Consider the following 19,955-nt stretch of genomic DNA (forward strand, 5'->3'; position numbering starts at 1 on the left):
CTTACACCCGCTCGATGATGCGCTCGCCGAACAGGCCCTGGGGCCTGAACAGCAAGACGATGAGGGCGAAGACGAAGGCGAACCAGGTTTCCGTGCCGCCGCCCATCAGCGGCTGGCCCCAATAGATCTCGAAGAGCTTTTCGAGCACGCCGATCGCCAGCCCGCCGATGATCGCGCCGGCGACCGATTCCAGCCCGCCAAGGAGCAGCACCGGCAGCGCCTTGAGGGCGATGATCTCCAGCGCGAAGGAGACCCCTGCCCTGGCGCCCCAGGCGATGCCCGTCACCAGCGCGATGATGCCAGCGATGAACCAGACCACGACCCAGATCATGGAGAGCGAGATGCCGACCGAAAGGGCCGCCTGGTGATCGTCGCCGAGCGCCCGGATCGCGCGTCCGATGCGGGTCTTGTTGAGGAAGACGAGCAGGCTCGTAACCAGAAGGATGGCCGCCACAAGCGCGGTGAGGTCCAGATGCTCGATGGCCACGAAGCCACCGAAGGGTTCGAAGATGGTGCTGCCGGCGGGTATGTAGAGCTCGCGCGTGATCATGCGCTTGGTCTCGCCGCCGAAGATGGTCTCGCCGAAACCGATCAGGAACAGCGTGATGCCGATCGTGGCCATGAACAGGATGATGTCGGGCTGGTTGACCAGCGGGCGCAGCACCAGCCGTTCGATGGCCACCGCCAGGAAGAACATCACCACCAGCGTCATCGGCAGCGCCAGCAGCGCCGGCACGCCCATCTGGTGGAGACCCACCAAAGTGAGCGCGGCGAACACCACCATGATGCCTTGCGCGAAATTGAAGATGCGCGAGGATTTGTAGATGAGCACGAAGCCCAGCGCGATGAGGGCATAGAGGGTGCCGGAGACGAGCCCTTCCCAGACTACCTGGATCAGGAAATCGGGTGCTGCCGCCATATCCTGAAACGGCTTGACGAATATCCGTCCTAGAAGGTCCATTCTCCGGCTTCCTCCCTCTTGCGCGTTCCCCTCGCGCTGGTGTTGCCCCTTACCCCATCAATTGCGGGAACAGGCCGAGCAGCCCGATGATGATGAGGTAGATCGCGACGATGTAGTTGAGCAGGCGCGGCGCGATCAGGATGACGACACCCGCGATCAGGGCGATCAGGGGTGTGAGCGGCAAGTCTGGCATTGCGTTTCCTTTCCATGGTCAATGCGCAACGCCAAGATACGCGTCGATGACGCTCTGGTCTGTCTTGACCTCATCCGGCGTTCCGTCGGCAATCTTCTTGCCGTAATCGAGAACGACTACCCTGTCGGAAAGGTCCATGACCACACCCATGTCGTGTTCGATCAGCGCGATGGTGGTGCCGCGCTGCTGGTTCACGTCGAGGATGAAGCGGCTCATATCCTCCTTCTCCTCGAGATTCATGCCCGCCATCGGCTCGTCAAGCAGCAGCAGCGAGGGCTCCATGGCGAGCGCGCGGCCGAGTTCGACCCGCTTCTGCAAGCCGTAGGGCAGCCGGCCCACCGGCGTGCGGCGGATATGCTCGATCTCCAGGAAGTCGATGATCTCCTCGACCTTCTCGCGATGCGCGATCTCCTCGTCCAGCGCCGGACCGCGCCACAGCATCTGCCAGAGAATGTTGCGGTGCATCATGACGGAGCGTCCGGCCATGATGTTTTCCAGCGTCGTCATGCCCTTGAAGAGCGCGACGTTCTGAAAGGTGCGCGCGATGCCCTGGCGCACGGCGTGATGCGGGCGCATGGCGCGCCGCTCCTCGCCACGGAAGACGATCGTGCCCTCCTGGGGCGTGTAGAAGCCGTTGATGACGTTGAGCATCGACGTCTTGCCTGCGCCGTTGGGACCGATGATGGCGCGGATCTCGCCCTTTTTGACGTCGAAGGAGATGTCGGTGATCGCCTTCACGCCGCCGAAGCGCAGCGAGACGTTCTTCACCTCCATCAGCGTGTCGCCCATGGCGATGCCGTCATCCATCGCGGTGGCCATGGCGTGGGGCTGTGCGTGCGCGTTCATTCGGCGGCCTCCCGCACGGGCTCTGCAGCCCCGGTTCCGAAAGTGTGGGCGTCCACGATCTTCACCGTGGCGCTGATCTGGCCTTTGCGCCCATCCTCGTAAGTCACTTCCGTAGATACGTATTTTTCGCCCGATCCGTCATAGAGCGCCTCGATGAGTTCGCCGTAGCGCTCGGCGATGAAGGAGCGGCGCACTTTTTGCGTGCGGGTCAGTTCGCCGTCGTCGGCGTCGAGTTCCTTGTGCAGGATCAGGAAGCGGCGGACCTGCGAGGCGGCCATCATCGGCTCGGCGGCAAGGCGCCGGTTGGTCTCGTCGACATCGGCCGCGATCAGCTTGCGGACCTCCGGATGCTGGGCGAGTTCCTGGTAGGAGCCGTAGGAGATGTTGTGCCGTTCGGCCCAGTTGCCGACCGCCTGCAGGTCGATGTTGAGGAAGACGGCGCAATAGTCGCGGCCATCGCCGAAGGCCACCACTTCCTTGATGTTGGGGAAGAATTTCAGCTTGTTCTCGATGTATTTGGGCGCAAACAGCGCGCCCGAGGCGAGCTTGCCCACATCCTTGGCCCGGTCGATGATCTTGAGCTGCCCGTCTGTGTCGAAGAAGCCGGCGTCCCCCGTCTTCACATAGCCGTCGGGCGTCATCGCCTCGGCGGTCTTCTCGTCTTCCTTGTAGTAGCCGCAGAACATGCCCGGCGAACGGAACTGCACCTCGCCCGTCTCGTCGATGCGGATGTCGACATTGGGCGCGGGCGGACCGACCGTGTCCGCCCTCACCTCGCCGTCCTTCTGGACGGTCACGTAGAGGAAGGCTTCCGTCTGTCCGTAGAGCTGCTTGAGATTGATGCCGAGCGAGCGGAAGAAGGCGAAGAGATCCGCGCCGATCGCCTCGCCGGCGGTGTAGGCGACGCGGATCCTGGACAGGCCGAGGACGTTCTTGAGCGGTCCGTAGACCAGCAGCTCGCCGATGGCGTAGTTCAGCCGGGCGAAAAACGGCACTGGCCGCTTTTCCAGGATCGCCTCGCCATGGCGGCGCGCCAGATCGATATAATATTCGAACATGCGCCGCTTGAGCCCGCTGGCATCCTCCATGCGGATGGTGACCATCGTCAGGAGACCCTCGAAGACCCGGGGCGGCGCGAAATAGAAGCTCGGGCCGATCTCGCGCAGATCGTGCGCAACGGTCTCCTGGCTTTCGGGACAGTTCATGCAGAAGCCCGACACGTAGCCCTGCGCGTAGTTGAGATAGTGATCGCCCACCCAGGCCAGCGGCAGATAGGCCAGCACGCTGTCATGCTCGGTGATGTTGTCGAAGGCGACCGTGTCGAGCGCGGCGTTGACGGCCGCCCTGGCCCTGATCATCACCCCCTTCGAGCGGCCCGTCGTGCCGGAGGTGTAGAGGATGATCGACACGTCCTCGCCGCTGCCGGCCGCGATTTCGTCTTCCCAGCGCGCGGCGAGCGAGGGATCGCCCTCCAGTGCCGCGCGGCCCGCCTGCTGGACATCGACGAAATTGTGCAGACCCGTATGGTCGTAGTCGCGCATGCCGCGCGGCTCGTCATAGATCACCCGTTCGAGCGACGGCATTTTTTCGCCGTAGGAGCGGACCTTGTCGACCTGCTCCTGATCCTGCACGACGGCGAAGCGCACGCCGGCATGATCGAGCACATAGGCCATCTCCTCGGCGACCGCGTCGGCATAGACCGGCACGGGGATGCCGCCCAGCGACTGGACGGCGGCGAATGTCCAGTAGAGCCGCGGGCGGTTGGCACCGATCACCGCCACCTTGTCGCCGCGCGTCAGGCCCAGCTCGCGCAGGCCCAGCGCGAAGGCGCGGATCTCCTCGAACTGTTCTGCCCAGCTCCAGCTCTGCCAGATTCCGTAATCCTTGTGGCGCACCGCCGGGCGATCCGCAAAACGCCTCGCGTTCAGCGCCAGATATTTCGGAAACGTGTCAAGGACGGTCTGCGCTTGCGCCAAACCCATCTCCTCCGGCGGGCGGCAACGACGCCCGCATTCCTCCGACGAGGCCGTTCATCGGCCCCTTGTGCTTATGTTTCACGAGTTTCCACGAAAAAGGACCGGCAATCAACTTGCCGCTTGACAGACAGGGGCCCGCATTGTTGGTTTGCTGCGCGGAGCTTTGTCCGCCCCGCCTCCCCTCAAGCTTCGTAGGTGGTCAGCGCCTGGTGATCGAGCGCGATGATGCGCCCATGCGCCACGCGGATCAGCCCTTCTTCCTCAAGCTCCTTGAGGCTCCGGTTGACCACCGGGCGCGACAGTCCGACCAGGAGCGCGAGTTCCTCCTGGCTGATCTCCACTTCACGACTTACCGATGGATAAAGCACGGGGTTGAAGAACCAGGACAGGTTTCGCGCCACCCGTTCCTTGGGTGTCAGAATACGATCGTACTCGATGGTGGCGATGAACTGGCCCATGCGTTCGTTCAGCTGCCGGACCAGAAAGCGGTTGAAGCCGACGCTGTTCTCGAAGAGCCACATGAAGGTGGCGCGCGGCATCATCGCCAGCCTTGTCTCGCGCAGCGCCACGATGTCGTATTTGCGCGGTTCGTCCTTCAGGACCGAGCCCTCGCCGAACCAGCTGCCGGCAGCCGTGCCGGCGAAGGTCATCGCCTTCCCCTCGCGCGAGATCGCACTGATCTTGGCGATGCCGGAGATCACGCCGGTCCAGTAGGACAGCCTGTCTCCCCTGTGGCAGATATATGCGCCCTTTCCGAAGTTCCGCTCGATCAACCCGCGCCGAGCGCGTTCGAGTTCGTCATCGGTCAGTTCGCCGGCCCAGATCGTTTCGGCCGCAATATCCCGCTTCGTGTCCATGTCTCACCGGAACAGGTCCGTTCGTCATTCGACAGACCGCCCATGCTTATGGACGCACAGCATCACCCTGACAAGGCGACCTTATGGCGCCCTCTCAGGCCGCGATGCCGGTGTAGCGCGCCGTCGGCAATATCGTCAGCGGGCCGGGTTCGCCGATGGCAGTGCGACTGAAGAGAAGCCGCCGTTCCATGGCCGTCGAACGGAAAAACGGGAAGCGCTGCAATATCCATTCCATGTTCAGGTCGCAGCGCGATTCATAGAAGTGTATCGGCATGGTGAAAGGAGGATAGAGGCGTGGCTCGCACACCGGCACCGACCGGAAGACACGCTTGTAGAAGGCCGTGTGTTCGGCCCGGATCATGGAAACGCAGCTTGTCGTGTCGAAATAGGTGTTGGCGATGACCGCCAGCCGCAATGTCAGATAGGGCAGCGCGCGGTTGGTAGCGGCCAGTTCCGGATCGATGGCCAGCCGGCTCGGATCGATGAAGGAATCGCCCTGCTCGAGGCGCGGTCGAAGCTGGTCGCCGAACACGGTCATGATCGGGGCAAAGGGGGTGGCTGCCGCCAGGTGATGGATGCGGACGGTGGCGACGAGCGTGCCTTCGAGAAAGACGCCGAAGCGGTAGCAATTGGGCGCCTCGTCGAGCTCGTCGGCCATCTTCTCCGCAGGGTCCTCGGAAAGGAGAAGTCCATGGGAGCGGAACGAATTGTAGCGAAGCCGATAGATCGCCTCCAGATCCTCGCCGCTCTCGCATCGCCTGTATTCGACATTCTCAAGCAAGGATAAAACATTGCGGGCGAACGCCGAAATCGGCGGGGCGCTGCTGGCCATGCCTTCCCGCGAAGATTCTATCCGCATCACCCTGCCTCCTATTTCGCCCTAGAAAAGATAACTAACCAGAGCAGAAGAAAGAAGGCTAATATTTCCCTACGGGCCTTTACCCTTCGTTAACCTTAACGAGGCAGGCAAGCAGGCGGGCGCATCCTTGCCTGGATAGCGGGCAGGAAATCAAGCGCGGGAGTAATTGACTTCGCCGTCCAACTGGCTGGCGAAAGGCCATGTCGTATTCGACATCGTGGCAATGCCCGAGGCGCTCAGCGGCGAGCCGAACAGGAACCCCTGGACCAGATCCGGCTTGACGAGGCGATGCAGGATCCGCAGCTGATCGAAGGTTTCCACGCCCTCGACGGTAACCTTGAGCCCGAGAGCGCGGGAGATATCCACCACGCCGCGGACCAGGTCCAGCGAGCGCTGGTCCTGCGCGATGTCGGCAAGGAAGCTGCGGTCGATCTTCACCTTGTCGAGCGGCAGAGAATGAAGATAGCTCAGGCTGGAGTAGCCGGTACCGAAATCATCCAGGGCCACGCGCACGCCGATCGCCTTCAGCCCTTCGATGTAGCGGATGCTGGCCTTCTTGTCATCGAGAAGCGCCGTCTCCGTCACCTCGATCTCGAGACGGCCGGGACTGAGCCTGTGTCGCGCCAGCGCGGCCTCGACCTTCTTGACGATCTCTCCGTTCTGGAAATCCTTGGCCGACATGTTGACGGAAACGCCGACATGCTCGGCCCAGGTCGCGCACTCCGCACAGGCGGCTTCGAGAATGAAGTCGCTGATGTCGCCGACGATGCCCATCTCTTCGGCGAGCGGAATGAATATGGCAGGCGAAATCGGGCCGAGTTCGGGATGATCCCAGCGGCACAGCGCCTCGCAGCTTGCGATGCGCATGGTGCCCATGTCGATGATCGGCTGGAACACCGCGCGCAGCGCCCGGCTCTCGATGGCGCTGCGAAGATCGGCCTTCATCAGCTGCCGGTTGCGGAAAGCGTGATCCATGACACTCTCGAAGAGGCGCCACTGGTTCTTGCCCGCGTCCTTCGCGCTGTAGAGCGCGAGGTCGGCATTGACCAGCATCGTCTCGACATCGAAGTCGCTCGCCTTCGACAGGACGGCGCCGCCGCTGAGCATGACATTGATGGCATGTCCGGCAATGTCCATCTCGCCCCGCAATTCGCGGAAGACGCGGTCCATGATCTCGCCGAGTTCGTCGGGGTGCTCGATCGAATTCACGAACAGGGTGAACTCGTCGCCGCCGACACGTCCCACGACGATGTCCGCGGTGGTGAAATCACCCAGGAAGTTGGCGATGGCGGCGATCAGCCCATCCCCGACGGCATGGCCCAGCGTATCGTTGACGCTCTTGAAGTCGTCGAGGTCGAGTATGGCGATACCGCAGAGGCGATCGCGATCGCCGGCGGCCACCATCTCGGCGACCGTCTCGTGGAAATAGGCGCGGTTGGGAAGTCCCGTCAGGCTGTCGTAGCGGGCCATGTAGCGGATGCGCTCTTCCGCCTTCACGCGCTGCGTGATCTCTTCGAATGTCAGGACACCGAGATCGTTGGTGCCCTCGCGTGTGGTGATCTCGAAATAACGCCCGTCGGACAGGGGCACCATCAGCTTTCTGTCATGCATCTGCCCGAAACGATTGACGATCTGCGAGGACAGGAAATTCATGTCCTTGCGCGTCATCAGGCCGGCGGCGACCGCGCGCGCGAACAGGGAGCGCAGCGTGCGGCCCAGCATCTTGTCGGCGCCGGGAAAGCCCACCACCTTGGCTGCTTCCTGGTTGGCGACGACCACGCGTCCATCCGAACCAAGCATCACGAGGCCGTGGCCCATCGTGTTGAGGGCGCGGTCGAAGCGCTGCGCGATCTGCCAGGATTTGCGCTCCTCGTTCAGCGCGTTGAAGAGCACCAGACGGACCTGCTGGGCCATCTTGATGAGCACGTAGATGTAAGGCGCCAGGCACAATCCCAGCATGAAGTAGTAGACGTCGTTCTTCAGCATCAGGCCTGCGCCGATGGGAACGACGACCGCGATGGCCTGGACCGCCACCATCTGGCGCGAGCCATAATTGCGGCCCACGATCGAGACGGTCGAGCCGAGCACGACGGTGATCGAAGCGAGTTCGCCGAAGGGAACCGGCGCGATGTAGAGCGTGGTGAAGCAGAGCAACCCGAGCAGGAACGCCTGCAACGTGCCGCCGATCAGGTATCGGTTTTCCCATTCCTTGGCGGAGGCGAGATCGACGATCCGGTCGATCGCCCTCTGGCCCTCCCGGATCCCGTGGAAGCGGTAGACACCCGCAAAAAGCAGCGCGGCCGCCAGCAACACATAGACCGTATCGCCCGATGCGCTGAAGATCGTCAGGCTGATCAGGGCATGGATCACGCCACCGATGAGCAGGATCGCTGGGGCATTGAACAGCGAACGCACAAAACCGACGTAGACATAATCGGAGTCTGGAATCCTGGCTGTCGTCACTGAGCTACCTTAGTTGCGCGCGCTCGGATGATAACAAACCCAAATTAATGAAACTTTATGCTGTCCAGGGGCCCGTTTCGGCCGCGTCGGCCTTCATTCCGCGGCTTCGAGCGCCGGTTCCGGCGAGGCGTCCAGCCTTTGCAGAAGCCGCTCGCGTTCGCCCGCCGCCTTCGCCGCATTCGCCTCCTTCACATGGCCGAAGCCGCGGATCATGGCGGGAACGGACAGGAGCGCGGCGGCGGCATCGATCCGCCCTGGCGCGAGCCTCTCGACGACGCGGTCCAGGTCACCCTCGTAGCGCGCCAGAAGCGCGCGCTCCATGCGCCGTTCCGCGCTGTAGCCGAAGATGTCGAACGCGGTGCCCCGCAGCCCTTTCAGCCGTGCCAGCAGCCGGAAGGAAGACATCATCCAGGAACCGAAGCGCGACTTGCGCGGCTTGCCGTCACTTCCCTTGCGGCCAAGGATGGGCGGCGCGAGATGGAATTCCAGCTTCTCGTAGCTTTCGAACTCTGCCGAAAGCTGCCTGATGAAGGCCCCGTCGGTATAAAGCCGCGCCACCTCGTATTCGTCCTTGATCGCCATCAGCTTGAAGAGGTTGCGCGCGGCTGCCTCGGTGACGGCCGTCGAGCCGGGGGCTGCATGTTCCTCGGCCTGGCGGAGTGCCGCGATACGGTCGCGGTAGCGTTTCGCATAGGCCGCGTCCTGATAGGCGGCGAGGAAGTCGGCCCGCTTGTCGACGATCTCGTCCAGCGTGGTCGAGGGTGCGGCGCGCCCGCTCCCGCCGGCCCGATCGACAAGTCCCGTGACGAAAGCGGGATCGTGCGCGGCCCGCCGTCCCCAGCGGAAAGCGGCCAGATTCATGGCCACGGCCTGGCCGTTGAGTTCGATCGCCTTTTCGATCGCCTCGGCCGAGACCGGCAGGCCGCCGTGCTGGCATGACATGCCAAGCAGCATCATGTTGGCGGCCAGGGCGTTGCCGAACAGGGCGGCGGCCGCCTTGCTGGCGTCGAAGAAATGCGCCCGCTCCTCGCCGGCGGCCGCGCGAATAGACTTCTTGATGCGCTCGGTGGGCAGCGAGAAATCGGCCGAGCGCGCGAAGTCGCCAGGCATCACCTCGGCCGTGTTGGCGATAAACAGCGTCTCGCCCTCGCGCACGGCAGACAGCACCTTCTTGTTGGCCGAGACCACGAGATCGCAGCCGAGCACCAGATCGGCCTTGCCAGCCGACACGCGGATGGCGGCGATCTTTTCCGGCGTCTCGGCGATGCGGATGTGGCTGAACACCGCCCCGCCCTTCTGCGCCAGCCCCGCCATGTCGATGATGCCGCAACCCTTGCCTTCGAGATGGGCCGCCATGCCGAGGATCGCGCCGATGGTGACGACGCCCGTGCCGCCGATGCCGTCGACGATGCCGGACCACCCCCTGTCGAGCGAGGCCGGCGTCACGCCCGGTACGCCGTCCAGCGGATCGGCAGACCCGGCCACGCCCGCCGTCTTCCTGAGCTTGCCGCCATGGACGGTGACGAAGGACGGACAGAAGCCGTTGAGGCAGGAATAATCCTTGTTGCAGGAGGACTGGTCGATGCGCCGCTTGCGGCCGAATTCGGTCTCGACCGGCTGCACGGAGACGCAGTTGGACTTCACGCCGCAATCGCCGCAGCCCTCGCAGACGAGCTCGTTGATGATGACGCGGCGGTCGGGATCGGGGAAGGTGCCGCGCTTGCGCCGGCGGCGCTTCTCGGCCGCGCAGGTCTGGTCGTAGAGCAGAACGGACACGCCCTTGACCTCGCGCAGCTCGCGCTGGACGGCGTCGAGATCGTCGCGGTGATGAGTTGTCGCGCCGGCGGGGAACTCCACCTTGCCGGCATATTTTTCCGGCTCGTCGGTGACGATGGCGATGCGGTCGACACCTTCCGCACGCACCTGGCGCGCGATCATGTCGACGGTCAGCCCGCCTTCGTGCGGCTGCCCACCGGTCATGGCGACGGCGTCGTTGTAGAGGATCTTGTAGGTGACGTTGGCGCCCGACGAGAGGGCGAAGCGCAGCGCCAGCGAACCGGAATGGTTGTAGGTGCCGTCGCCGAGATTCTGGAACATGTGATCGCGCGTCGAGAACGGCGCCTGGCCGACCCATTGCGCGCCCTCCCCGCCCATGGCGGTGAAGCCGACGGTCGCCCGATCCATCCACAGCGCCATGAAGTGGCAGCCGATGCCGCCGCCGGCGATCGAGCCTTCGGGCACGCGGGTCGAGGTGTTGTGCGGGCAGCCCGAGCAGAAATAGGGCGTGCGGGCGGCCACGTCGGTCGTGTCGGCAAGCATCGCCTGGAACTGCTTGAGCCGGTCGACGCGGGCAGTGATCTCGTCCGACGGGCCAATGACCTTGAGCACCCGCTCGCCGATGGCGATCGCGATCTCGTTGGGATCGAGCGCGCCATGGACCGGGAAGAGCCAGTCGCCGCGCTCGTCCTTCTTGCCGACGATCGTGGGCTGCATGGCCGTGCCGTAGAGGTCCTCGCGCAGCTGCACCTCGATCAGCGAGCGCTTCTCCTCGACCACGATGACCATGTCGAGGCCCTTGGCGAAGTCGCGCACATGTTCGAGGTCGAGCGGCCAGGGGCAGGCGATCTTGAACAGGCGGATGCCGAGCTGGCCGGCGCGCGCCTCGTCGATGCCGATATCGTCGAGCGCCTGGCGCACATCGAGATAGGACTTGCCGACCGTGACGATGCCGATCCTGGCCTTCGGCCCGCCCGACCAGACGATGCGGTTGAGCCCGTTGGCGCGGATGAAGGCGGCCGCGGCCGCGCGCTTATATTCGTGCAGGCGCCTTTCCTGGCCGATCTGGTCGAGCTCGTGGCGGATGTTGAGCCCGCCGGGCGGCAGATCGATCTCGGGCAGCACGAAGTTGAATCGATCCATGGAGACATCCACCGAAGCCGTTGATTCGATGTTGTCCTTCACGCATTTGATGGCCGACCAGGTGCCCGCGAAGCGCGACAGCGCATAGCCGTAGAGCCCGTAATCGATCAGTTCCTGCACGCCGGCCGGGTTGAAGATCGGGATCATCGTGTCGACGAAGAGGAATTCCGTCGCATGGGCATTGGTCGACGATTCGGCCGTATGATCGTCGCCCATCAGGGCCAGCACGCCGCCGTGCGGCGAGGTGCCGGCGAGATTGGCGTGGCGGAAGACGTCGCCCGAGCGGTCGACGCCCGGGCCCTTGCCGTACCAGACGGAGAACACGCCATCGTGCCTGCCTTCGCCCAATAGTTCGGTCTGCTGGGAACCCCAGCAGGCGGTGGCGGCGAGTTCCTCGTTGATGCCGGGCTGGAAGATGATATTGGCGCGCTCAAGGTCCCGCCGCGCCTTCCACAGCTGCTGGTCGAGCCCGCCCAGCGGCGAGCCCCGGTATCCCGAAACGAAACCGGCCGTATCGAGGCCGGCACGCCGGTCGAGTTCGCGCTGCATGAGCAGCATACGGACCACGGCCTGCGAACCCGAGACATAGATCCGTTCCTTCGACAGATCGAACTTGTCGTCCAGCGACACCGCATGCAACGTCATCAAGGGCCTCCCGAAGCAGCGTGTAACCCGCTGTCGGCACGCAGTCTTTCCGGCACCGAAGGCGGCGTCAAACCTTTTCGGGAAAGGCCGGCAAATGCGCACAAACCGAAACGGTTGATGGCCGCGTGCGCAATATTGTGTCGCCGGCCAAGGTGCGAATTGCATCACAAGCACTGTTCACATATGCCCAAATCTTCTTCCGGCCTGTCGGCAAAGCTGTTAATAGACCAGCCCGACCGCGCCGCGCAGCAGGACCGACAAGTGTCCCGCGCGGGCGGGAAGGCAGATGGAGACGGTGACGTGCGCCGGCAGGGAACCTGGCGGACGATACCGGGAATGGGAGGCTCACATGGCGCGATCCGACGATTTATTCGCGATGCATGACGGCATGCCCCTTCCCTGTGCCTGTTCCCCCGAGCTGTGCGAGACCCCAGACGCCCGAAACGGAGCACCCTGCCCTTGCGTGCAATAGCCACCATCGTGAGAGCCATTGGCGGGCTCAACTGGCTGATCGGCAACATCTTCGCCTGGCTGGCGCTTGCCATCGTCATCGTCTGCTTTGCCGTCGTGGTGCAGCGCTACGCGTTTTCGACCACCAGGCTGTGGATGCAGGATCTCTATGTGTGGCTGAACGGGGCGATGTTCACCGCGGTCGCGGGATACGCCCTGTTGAAGGGCGATCACGTGCGCGTCGACATCTTCTACCGGCCGGCCTCGCTGCGCTGGAAGGCGATCGCCGACATGATCGGCGTCGTGGTCTTCCTCCTGCCCTTCTGCTGGATCGTGACCATCTACGGGCTCCCCTTCATCCAGCGCTCGTGGCGGCTCTATGAGGGCTCCGCCAATATTGGCGGCATGCCAGGGCTCTTCATCCTCAAGACCTTCATCCTGGTATTCGCGGGTCTTGTCGCGATACAGGGCATCGCGATGTTCCTGCGCTCGATCCTTGTCCTGGCGGGGCGCGAGGAACTTCTGCATCCCTATTACCGCTACCCGTCCGACGAGGAGTAGGCCCGCATGGACCCCGTACTGATCGGCGAGATCCTTGCCGGACTGATGTTCTTCGGCGTGATCGGCATGCTGATGCTGGGCTTTCCCGTGGCCTTCACGCTGGCCGGAACCTCGCTGATATTCGCCATGGTCGGCATGATCTTCGGCGTGTTCGATCCCTCCAATTTCGGCGCGCTTGCCGGGCGCTACATCGGCTTCATGACCAACGAGGTCCTGGTGGCCGTTCCGCTCTTCATCTTCATGGGCGTGATGCTGGAGCGCTCCAAGATCGCCGAGCAGCTGCTGCTGACCATGGGCAAGATGTTCGGCAGCCTGCGCGGCGGTCTCGGCATCTCCGTCATCCTGGTGGGTGCCCTGCTGGCCGCCTCGACCGGCGTCGTGGGCGCCACCGTGGTCACGATGGGGCTGATCTCGCTGCCCGCCATGATGCGGGCGGGCTACGATCCCAAGCTCGCCTGCGGCGTCATCTGCGCCTCGGGCACGCTGGGACAGATCATCCCGCCCTCGACCGTGCTCATCTTCATGGGCGACATGCTGGCCGGCATCAATGCGCAGGTGCAGATGTCGCAGGGCAATTTCGCGCCGCAATCGGTGTCCGTCGGCGATCTCTTCGCAGGCGCGTTCTTCCCCGGCCTCATGCTGGTCGGGCTTTATCTGGCGTGGATGATCTTCAAGGCGATCGTCGACCCCGAATCCGCGCCCGCCATGCCGGTGCCGGAAGAAGAGCGCAAGGGATTGTGGAAGGAGGTCCTGACCGCCCTCGTGCCGCCGCTCCTGCTCATCATGGCCGTCCTGGGCTCGATCCTTGGCGGCATCGCCACACCCACCGAAGCCTCATCCGTGGGTGCGGTCGGCGCGACGCTGCTGGCGGCGCTCAGGTGGCGGCTCTCCTTCAAGGTGTTGCGCGAAGTGGTCGTCTCGACCGCCTCGATCACCGCCATGATCTTCATCATCCTGTTCGGCGCGTCGGTCTTCGCCATCGTCTTCCGGCAGATGGGCGGCGACGACCTGGTGCATGAATTCCTGACGGCGCTCCCCGGCGGCGCCATCGGCGCGATGATCGTCGTCATGATGATCATGTTCGTGCTCGGCTTCATCCTCGACACGTTCGAGATCATCTTCATCGTCATTCCGATCACGGCGCCGGTCCTGCTGCTGCTCGGCCTCGATCCGGTCTGGGTGGGCGTCATGGTCGGCGTCAACCTGCAGACTTCCTTCCTGACGCCGCCTTTCGGCTTCTCGCTCTTCTACCTTCGCGGCGTGGCGCCGAACCGCATATCGACCGGCATGATCTATCGCGGGGCGATTCCCTTCGTGGTGCTGCAGATCGTGGCCATCGCGCTGCTCTTCATCTTCCCCGACATCGTGCTCTGGCTGCCGAGGGTCCTCTACTGACCTGAGGCCCCCGACACGTCATCGGCAAAACAAAACGGCCGGAGCTTGCGCTCCGGCCGTTTCCGTTTTCGCGGTATCGATCGATCAGATGTCGAAGAACTGCTCGCGGGCCCGCAGGAAGCCCATATCCGTGCCTTCGGTGCGGGTGCGCAGAAGGCGCAGGGCCTCGACGAAGCTCTCTGCCGTCCGCTTGGTCAGCGCGTCCTCGTGATCGAGCAGCTCCGACAGGATGTCCTTGGATGCCTCGGCACCAGCCTGCAGGACGTCGTCGGGGAACTGCGGATGCGCGATGACGTCATGCTGATCGATCAGCGTGCGCAGCGCGCGCGGATCGTTGGCGTAGAAGTCGGATGCGACCTGATCGTATTCGGCCTGGCAGACATCGCTGATGATGCGCTGGAGATTGGCCGGCAGCTCTTCATACTTCGCCTTGTCGACGACCAGTTCCGTGGCAAGGCCGGGCTCGATGAAGCTCGACGTGTAGTAGTGCTTGCGGACCTGATGAAAACCGAGCGCCAGATCGTTGTAGGGGCCGACGAATTCGGCGGCATCCAACGAACCGGACTGCAGCGCCTGGAAGATCTCGCCGGCAGCCATGTTGGTCACCGAGAGGCCCATGCGCTGCCATACCTGGCCACCGAGGCCGGGGGTGCGGAACCGCATGCCCTGGAGCTGCTCCAGATTCTGGATCTCGTCCGGGAACCAGCCGCCGGCCTGCGTGCCGGTGTCGCCCGACAGGAAGCCCTTGAGGCCGAACTGGTCGTAGATGTCGTCCCAGATCTCCTGGCCGCCGAGATAGCGCACCCAGGCCGTCAATTCGCGCGAGGTCATGCCGAACGGCACGCCGGTGAAGAAGGACAGGCCGACGCTCTTGTTCTGCCAGTAATAGGCCGCGCCATGGCTCATCTCGGCCGAGCCGTCGATGACGGCATCGAGCGCCTGCAGCGGCGGCACCATCTCGCCGCCGGCGAAGACCTGGATGGTCAGCTGGCCGTCGGTTGCCTCGGTGATGCGTTCCGCAAGGCGCTGGGCGCCGACGCCGAGGCCGGGGAAGTTGCGCGGCCAGGTGGTGACCATGCGCCAGGTCTGGTTGCCCTGAGCGATTGCGGGCGCCGCAAGCGTCGACGCGGCAGCCGCGCCGGCACCGGCGAGGCCGGCTTTCTTCAGGAATGAACGACGATTCATTAGGGTAGTCCTCCCACTGGATGTTCACTGAATGAGCATTCGACAAAGGAGGCGCGGTCTCTTCCCAGCCCCCTCCACGAAGCCCGCAACATACACTCGAAGGCTACGAAGTCCAGCATTTGCGGGGCTTAAGACTAACCGACATCTTCAGCCAGCCGCACTGCCCGGTTCCAATTGCCGTGGGAGGGCATTAAGTGGAAAGGAAAGAAGGTCGCGGACGCCGCGCGCAAGGAACAATGTCCATGATTCAGCCCCTGGTCGCCGTCTCGACCGATATCCGCGAGTTCGAAAGATACACCTGGCACGCCGCGCCCGACCAGTATCTGGAGGCGGCGGTTGCGGTGGCCGGCGTGCTTCCCGTTCTCGTGCCGGCCTTCGGCGACCGGCTGGACCTCGACACGCTTCTGGCCAGCGTCGACGGCGTGATGCTGACGGGCTCCAAGACCAACGTGAACCCGGCGCTCTATGGCGGCGAGGCCAGCGAAAAGAACGGCCCCTATGACGAGCGGCGCGACGCCACCACGCTGCCGCTGATTCGCAAGGCGATCGAGCGCGGCGTGCCGGTGCTGGCCATCTGCCGGGGCATACAGGAGCTCAACGTGGCGCTCGGCGGCTCCCTGGCGACCGAAATCCAGGAGATGGAGGGCCGGATGGACCATCGCGCGGCGCCCTCCGAAGACCAGGACGAGCGCTTCGCCATCCGCCATCCCGTGCGGATCGCGGCGGGAACCTGCATGGCCGACATTTTTGGCGCCGGCGAGATCATGGTCAATTCCGTGCACCGCCAGGGCATCGGCGCGCTTGCGCCGCGCCTGACCGTCGAGGCGGTGGCCGAGGACGGGACGGTCGAGGCCGTTTCCGTCGTCGATGCGCCCGGTTTTGCCGTTGGCGTCCAGTGGCACCCGGAATATTGGGCGGCCAGCGACGATGCCTCGGCGCGCATCTTTCGCGCCTTCGGCGATGCGGTGCGCGATCATGCAGCCGGCCGCCGCCTGCGCGCGGCCGAATGAGGCCTTCCTACTCGGCGGCCAGGAGAACCATCGGCAGGGGCGGATCGAAGGATTCGTAGGCCGCGCCGTCGGACACGGCGAACTGCATGAGGACCGATCCATCGGCATGGGCCAGCACCACCGCCCCGTCCGCCGTTTCGGTCCAGTCGGAGGCGTCCGCGAGCCCATGCGGCAGATCGTGGCATTGTGGCCCCACCGCCCGCATGGAGCTGTCGCCATACCGCTCCAGCGCGCAGGAAGCCGCCTGCCCGTTCACGTGCAGGCTGAAACGCTCCGATGTGGGAATGGCGCCCGTCACCATGTGGTCGATGGCGCCCTCGGCGGCGGTTTCCGGTTCACCCAGACTCGCGAGGCCGCCAAGACAAAGACCCGCAAGGCAGGTCGTAAAGATCATTCGCACAGATCCATCTCCGTTGCCGAATCACCCCCGCCTGCCACCAGGGTGACGGGGTGTGGTTAACGAAGTGGAAACGCCGGCCTGACGGCCTCAGCCCTGGCGTGCACCCTTGGCGACGTGGCGCGTCTCGGGGACCGGCGTCACGGCTTCCCCCCTGGAGAACCAGGAAACCAGATTGTCGACCTGCAGATCGGCCATCGCCTTGCGGGTGTGGACGGTGGCCGAGCCCACATGGGGCAGCAGCGTCGCGTTGGGCGCGTCGATCAGGGCCTGCGGCACATGCGGCTCCTTCTCGAAGACGTCGAGCCCGGCGGCCATGATGGTGCCGTCGGCCAGGGCCCTGGCGAGCGCATCCTCGTCGACCGTCGTGCCGCGACCGATATTGACGAAAACGCCATCGGAGCCGAGCGCCTGCAAGACATCGGCATTCACGGCCTTGTCGGTCTCCGGCGTTCCCGGCGCGACCGAGATCAGCGTGTCGACATTACGCGCGAGTTCGACCAGCGAGGGGTAGTAGTCATAGGAGACGCCCTCCACCTCGCGCCGGTTGTGATAGGCGATCGGCAGGCCGAAGGCCTCGACGCGGCGAGCGACCGCCTTGCCGATGCGGCCGAGCCCGAAGATGCCGACCTTGCGTCCGCGCAGCGTGCCGGCGGTCAGGCGGTACGGGCCTTGCCCGGCCCATTTGCCGTGGCGCAGCCACTCCTCCGCCCGGTAGAGTTCGCGCACCGCGTTGAGCAGCAGCGCGATGGCCGTGTCGGCGACCTCTTCGGTCAGCACGTCGGGCGTATTCGTGACCATGACGCCGCTCTTACCCGCATGCGGCGCATCCACCGCATCATAGCCGACGCCGAAATTGGCGATGATCTCGAGATGGGGCAAGGCGTCGATCGTGGCCGCGTCGATCCGCGTCATGGCCGAAATGCCCTTGACCCTGGCGGCGATCTCCTCGGTGATCAGCGCCGGATCGGCGCGCTCGATGCGCACGAGGTCGAAATTCTCCTCGAGGCGCTTGAGGGTCTGCGGATGCGCGTTGCCGGGCAGAAGGACGGTCACGGATTTCAGGTCGGCCAAATCGGGTCTCCAGGTTTGGTTCGGCATTTCGCCGAAGGTTAGAGGGATCGCCTTGTTGCGGCAATGTCGCCTCAGCGCTCGACCGGGGCGCCGGTGGTCTGGCGGATGTGCAGTTCGGGCCTGATGAGTTCCTGGCTGCCGGTGACATCCTTGCCCGTCAGACGGTCGAGAAGCGCGCGCGCGGCGCGATGCCCGACGTCGCGCTGCCCGTTCCAGACCGTGGTCAGCGCCGGTGTCGCGATCGCCGATTCCTCGAGATCGTCATAGCCGGTGACGGATATGTCGGCGCCGGGCTTGAAGCCGGCGCGGGCGAGGCCGTTCATGAAGCCGATGGCGACGAGATCGCTCCAGCACACCGCTGCCGTCGGCTTGTCCTGCAACGCCAGGAAGGCTTCCGTCGCCTCGAAGCCCGCCTGCTTGCTGCGAGGCCCCGGAATGCGCCATTCCGGCTTCACGGCAAGACCGGCCTCCTCCATCGCGCGGACATAACCCTGATAGCGGTCGCGGCCGGTCGAGGTCTCGTCGGTGCCGCCGATCATCGCGATGCGCTTGTGGCCGAGCGAGATCAGATGGGTGGTGGCCAGCCCGATGCCGTAGGCGTCATCGCCGCGGAAGACGGGAACGTCGGCGCCCTCCACCGAGCGCGCGACCAGCACCACGGGCAGGCCGTTTTCCTCCGCCATCCTGATATCCGAGGCCGGTGTGCCGATCGCCGGCGACATGATCACCCCGTCGGCGCCCAGCTGCAGAAGCGTATCGATGAAGTTGCGCTGCTTTTCGAGCTGGTCGTAATGGTTCGACAGGAGAAAGGTCTGGCGGGAGCGGTCCAGCTCGTCCTCGATGGCGCCCAGGATCTCGGCGTAGAACGGGTTGATGATGTCGCGCACGACGACACCCAGAATGCCGGATCTCGACGTGCGCAGGCTCGCGGCACGCCGGTTGTAGATATAGCCGATCTCGCGGGCATGTTCCTTGATGCGCTCGCGCGTCGCATCGGCCACCAGCGGGCTGTCGCGCAGGGCCAGCGATACGGTGGCGGTGGAGACCCCCAAGGCCTCGGCCATCGTCGACAGCTTGATCTTTTGTCCCAGCGCTCCGCCCCTCCCAACAGTGTTAAACTGTTTAAATCGGGCTTAAGCCATTGCGCGACGCGGAGTCAAAGCTTTTTCGCCAGGTCGCTGGTCTCGGTATTGGGTGCCGTCCGGCTGGCAAGGCGCAGCCGATGCTCGCGATGGACGATGTAGAGGCCGCTGGCCACGATGACCGCAGCGCCCGCCAGCGTCCATCCATCGGGCAGGTCGCCAAACACGAGGAAACCGGCGCCGATCATCCAGACCATCTGGAGATAGGGATAGGGCGCCAGCGCCGTGGCGGTCGCCTGCTTGAACGCCTTGATGATCAGCCAGTGGCCGACACCGCCATAGACCCCGAGCGACAGAAGCAGCATCAGGATCAGCCAGCTGTCGGGCATCGAGCCGTAGACGGGCACGACCGGGGCCATCATCACCACGGGGGCGAGCGCGGAGTAGAAGATCATGCTCTCCGCACTCTCGGTGGCGCCCATCTTGCGCGTCATGATGGCGTAGAAGACGTAGGAGAGCATGGAGCAGAGGGCAAAGACGTGCCCGAGTCCGAACGTGCCGAGCCCCGGACGCGTGATGAGCATCACGCCGACGAACCCCGCCCCGACCGCCGCCCAACGGCGCCAGCCCGCCCATTCGCCCAGAAGCGGCCCCGCCAGGGCGGTGATCACCATCGGCGCGAAGAAGAAGATCGATACGGTTTCCGCCAGCTGCAGCGTCTGCAGCGCCAGGAAGTTGAACAACGTGGAGCCGAGCAGGAAGGCGGCCCGCAGAACCTGCATGGGCAGGCTGCGCGTCTTGAAGAGCTTGCCGCTCGACCACGCCCTGAACAGGATGAGGACCAGCACGAGATGCACGGCATAGCGCATCCAGACCACGAACTGCACGTCGAGCCCGGCCAGCACCAGATATTTTGCGGTCGTGTCGAGAAAGGTGAACAGCAGCCCCGCGCCCAGCATGCACAGGATCGCCGAGAACGGCGCTGCAGCTTCCGGGGTGGAGGTTGAGGAACTCACGAATACCGATCCGACAGGCGGGACATCGGTCAACTACAACTGTCGGACGCGATGGCGCAAGTGCCT

16 protein-coding genes are annotated in these 19,955 nt (G+C 64.4%); 3 read left to right on the forward strand and 13 right to left on the reverse strand.

The features are described from left to right. Position 1: 1 nt before the first annotated feature. The 8 genes from GRZ55_RS08115 to GRZ55_RS08150 form a co-directional block, all read right to left on the reverse strand. A complete protein-coding gene (locus GRZ55_RS08115; RefSeq protein ID WP_169286412.1) occupies positions 2–961 on the reverse strand; it encodes a branched-chain amino acid ABC transporter permease in 960 nt (319 codons plus the stop codon). A gap of 49 nt (positions 962–1,010) precedes the next feature. Then, positions 1,011–1,154: a DUF3096 domain-containing protein gene (locus GRZ55_RS08120; RefSeq protein ID WP_169286413.1), complete on the reverse strand. Its 144-nt coding sequence runs from the start codon at positions 1,152–1,154 to the stop codon at positions 1,011–1,013. Between the two features lie 18 nt (positions 1,155–1,172). Beyond that, positions 1,173–1,973: an ABC transporter ATP-binding protein gene (locus GRZ55_RS08125; RefSeq protein WP_169286646.1), complete on the reverse strand. Its 801-nt coding sequence runs from the start codon at positions 1,971–1,973 to the stop codon at positions 1,173–1,175. A 23-nt stretch (positions 1,974–1,996) separates the two neighbouring features. Next, complete coding sequence (locus GRZ55_RS08130; RefSeq protein WP_246734598.1) at positions 1,997–3,976, reverse strand: long-chain fatty acid--CoA ligase; 1,980 nt, start codon at positions 3,974–3,976, stop codon at positions 1,997–1,999. 182 nt (positions 3,977–4,158) lie between these two features. Further along, positions 4,159–4,833 (reverse strand): Crp/Fnr family transcriptional regulator, encoded by a 675-nt coding sequence (locus GRZ55_RS08135; RefSeq protein ID WP_169286415.1) that lies wholly within the window; start codon positions 4,831–4,833, stop codon positions 4,159–4,161. A gap of 94 nt (positions 4,834–4,927) precedes the next feature. After that, complete coding sequence (locus tag GRZ55_RS08140; RefSeq protein ID WP_169286416.1) at positions 4,928–5,692, reverse strand: hypothetical protein; 765 nt, start codon at positions 5,690–5,692, stop codon at positions 4,928–4,930. A 150-nt stretch (positions 5,693–5,842) separates the two neighbouring features. Next, complete coding sequence (locus GRZ55_RS08145) at positions 5,843–8,155, reverse strand: EAL domain-containing protein (RefSeq protein ID WP_169286417.1); 2,313 nt, start codon at positions 8,153–8,155, stop codon at positions 5,843–5,845. A gap of 93 nt (positions 8,156–8,248) precedes the next feature. Further along, positions 8,249–11,719 (reverse strand): indolepyruvate ferredoxin oxidoreductase family protein, encoded by a 3,471-nt coding sequence (locus GRZ55_RS08150; protein ID WP_169286418.1) that lies wholly within the window; start codon positions 11,717–11,719, stop codon positions 8,249–8,251. Positions 11,720–12,178: 459 nt separating this feature from the next. Between GRZ55_RS08150 and GRZ55_RS08155 the strand changes: the two genes are divergently transcribed. Both GRZ55_RS08155 and GRZ55_RS08160 read left to right on the forward strand, forming a co-directional pair. Beyond that, positions 12,179–12,730, forward strand: coding sequence for a TRAP transporter small permease subunit (locus GRZ55_RS08155; RefSeq protein ID WP_169286419.1), 552 nt, complete (start codon positions 12,179–12,181; stop codon positions 12,728–12,730). A 6-nt stretch (positions 12,731–12,736) separates the two neighbouring features. Next, complete coding sequence (locus GRZ55_RS08160; RefSeq protein WP_169286420.1) at positions 12,737–14,125, forward strand: TRAP transporter large permease subunit; 1,389 nt, start codon at positions 12,737–12,739, stop codon at positions 14,123–14,125. Between the two features lie 84 nt (positions 14,126–14,209). Here the strand turns inward: GRZ55_RS08160 and GRZ55_RS08165 are convergent, their stop codons facing one another. Next, entirely contained in the window at positions 14,210–15,310 is a 1,101-nt protein-coding gene (locus tag GRZ55_RS08165; protein ID WP_169286421.1) for a TRAP transporter substrate-binding protein, read from the reverse strand. Positions 15,311–15,552: 242 nt separating this feature from the next. On the opposite strand from GRZ55_RS08165, the gene GRZ55_RS08170 reads away from it, so the two are divergent. Beyond that, positions 15,553–16,320, forward strand: a complete 768-nt coding sequence (locus GRZ55_RS08170) for a gamma-glutamyl-gamma-aminobutyrate hydrolase family protein (protein WP_169286422.1) — start codon at positions 15,553–15,555, stop codon at positions 16,318–16,320. Positions 16,321–16,327: 7 nt separating this feature from the next. Here the strand turns inward: GRZ55_RS08170 and GRZ55_RS08175 are convergent, their stop codons facing one another. From GRZ55_RS08175 to GRZ55_RS08190, 4 genes are all read right to left on the reverse strand, one after another. Then, positions 16,328–16,714: a hypothetical protein gene (locus tag GRZ55_RS08175; RefSeq protein WP_169286423.1), complete on the reverse strand. Its 387-nt coding sequence runs from the start codon at positions 16,712–16,714 to the stop codon at positions 16,328–16,330. A gap of 93 nt (positions 16,715–16,807) precedes the next feature. Then, positions 16,808–17,818, reverse strand: a complete 1,011-nt coding sequence (locus GRZ55_RS08180; RefSeq protein ID WP_169286424.1) for a 2-hydroxyacid dehydrogenase — start codon at positions 17,816–17,818, stop codon at positions 16,808–16,810. Positions 17,819–17,862: 44 nt separating this feature from the next. Continuing rightward, positions 17,863–18,882 (reverse strand): LacI family DNA-binding transcriptional regulator, encoded by a 1,020-nt coding sequence (locus GRZ55_RS08185; protein ID WP_169286647.1) that lies wholly within the window; start codon positions 18,880–18,882, stop codon positions 17,863–17,865. A gap of 65 nt (positions 18,883–18,947) precedes the next feature. After that, complete coding sequence (locus tag GRZ55_RS08190; protein ID WP_368856598.1) at positions 18,948–19,889, reverse strand: DMT family transporter; 942 nt, start codon at positions 19,887–19,889, stop codon at positions 18,948–18,950. Positions 19,890–19,955: the final 66 nt, after the last annotated feature.

Origin of the sequence: Chelativorans sp. ZYF759, from assembly GCF_012911015.1 — a bacterium.
In the GTDB taxonomy this organism is placed as follows: Bacteria; Pseudomonadota; Alphaproteobacteria; order Rhizobiales; family Rhizobiaceae; genus ZYF759.

Excerpts from the sequence above, each read along its gene's own strand:
- GRZ55_RS08160 (WP_169286420.1), top strand. The coding sequence starts at position 12,737 with ATGGACCCCGTACTGATCGGCGAGATCCTTGCCGGACTGATGTTCTTC.
- GRZ55_RS08140 (WP_169286416.1), bottom strand. The coding sequence starts at position 5,692 with ATGCGGATAGAATCTTCGCGGGAAGGCATGGCCAGCAGCGCCCCGCCG.
- GRZ55_RS08120 (WP_169286413.1), bottom strand. The coding sequence starts at position 1,154 with ATGCCAGACTTGCCGCTCACACCCCTGATCGCCCTGATCGCGGGTGTC.
- GRZ55_RS08150 (WP_169286418.1), bottom strand. The coding sequence starts at position 11,719 with ATGACGTTGCATGCGGTGTCGCTGGACGACAAGTTCGATCTGTCGAAG.
- GRZ55_RS08180 (WP_169286424.1), bottom strand. The coding sequence starts at position 17,818 with ATGCCGAACCAAACCTGGAGACCCGATTTGGCCGACCTGAAATCCGTG.
- GRZ55_RS08115 (WP_169286412.1), bottom strand. The coding sequence starts at position 961 with ATGGACCTTCTAGGACGGATATTCGTCAAGCCGTTTCAGGATATGGCG.
- GRZ55_RS08165 (WP_169286421.1), bottom strand. The coding sequence starts at position 15,310 with ATGAATCGTCGTTCATTCCTGAAGAAAGCCGGCCTCGCCGGTGCCGGC.
- GRZ55_RS08135 (WP_169286415.1), bottom strand. The coding sequence starts at position 4,833 with ATGGACACGAAGCGGGATATTGCGGCCGAAACGATCTGGGCCGGCGAA.
- GRZ55_RS08125 (WP_169286646.1), bottom strand. The coding sequence starts at position 1,973 with ATGGCCACCGCGATGGATGACGGCATCGCCATGGGCGACACGCTGATG.
- GRZ55_RS08170 (WP_169286422.1), top strand. The coding sequence starts at position 15,553 with ATGATTCAGCCCCTGGTCGCCGTCTCGACCGATATCCGCGAGTTCGAA.
- GRZ55_RS08175 (WP_169286423.1), bottom strand. The coding sequence starts at position 16,714 with ATGATCTTTACGACCTGCCTTGCGGGTCTTTGTCTTGGCGGCCTCGCG.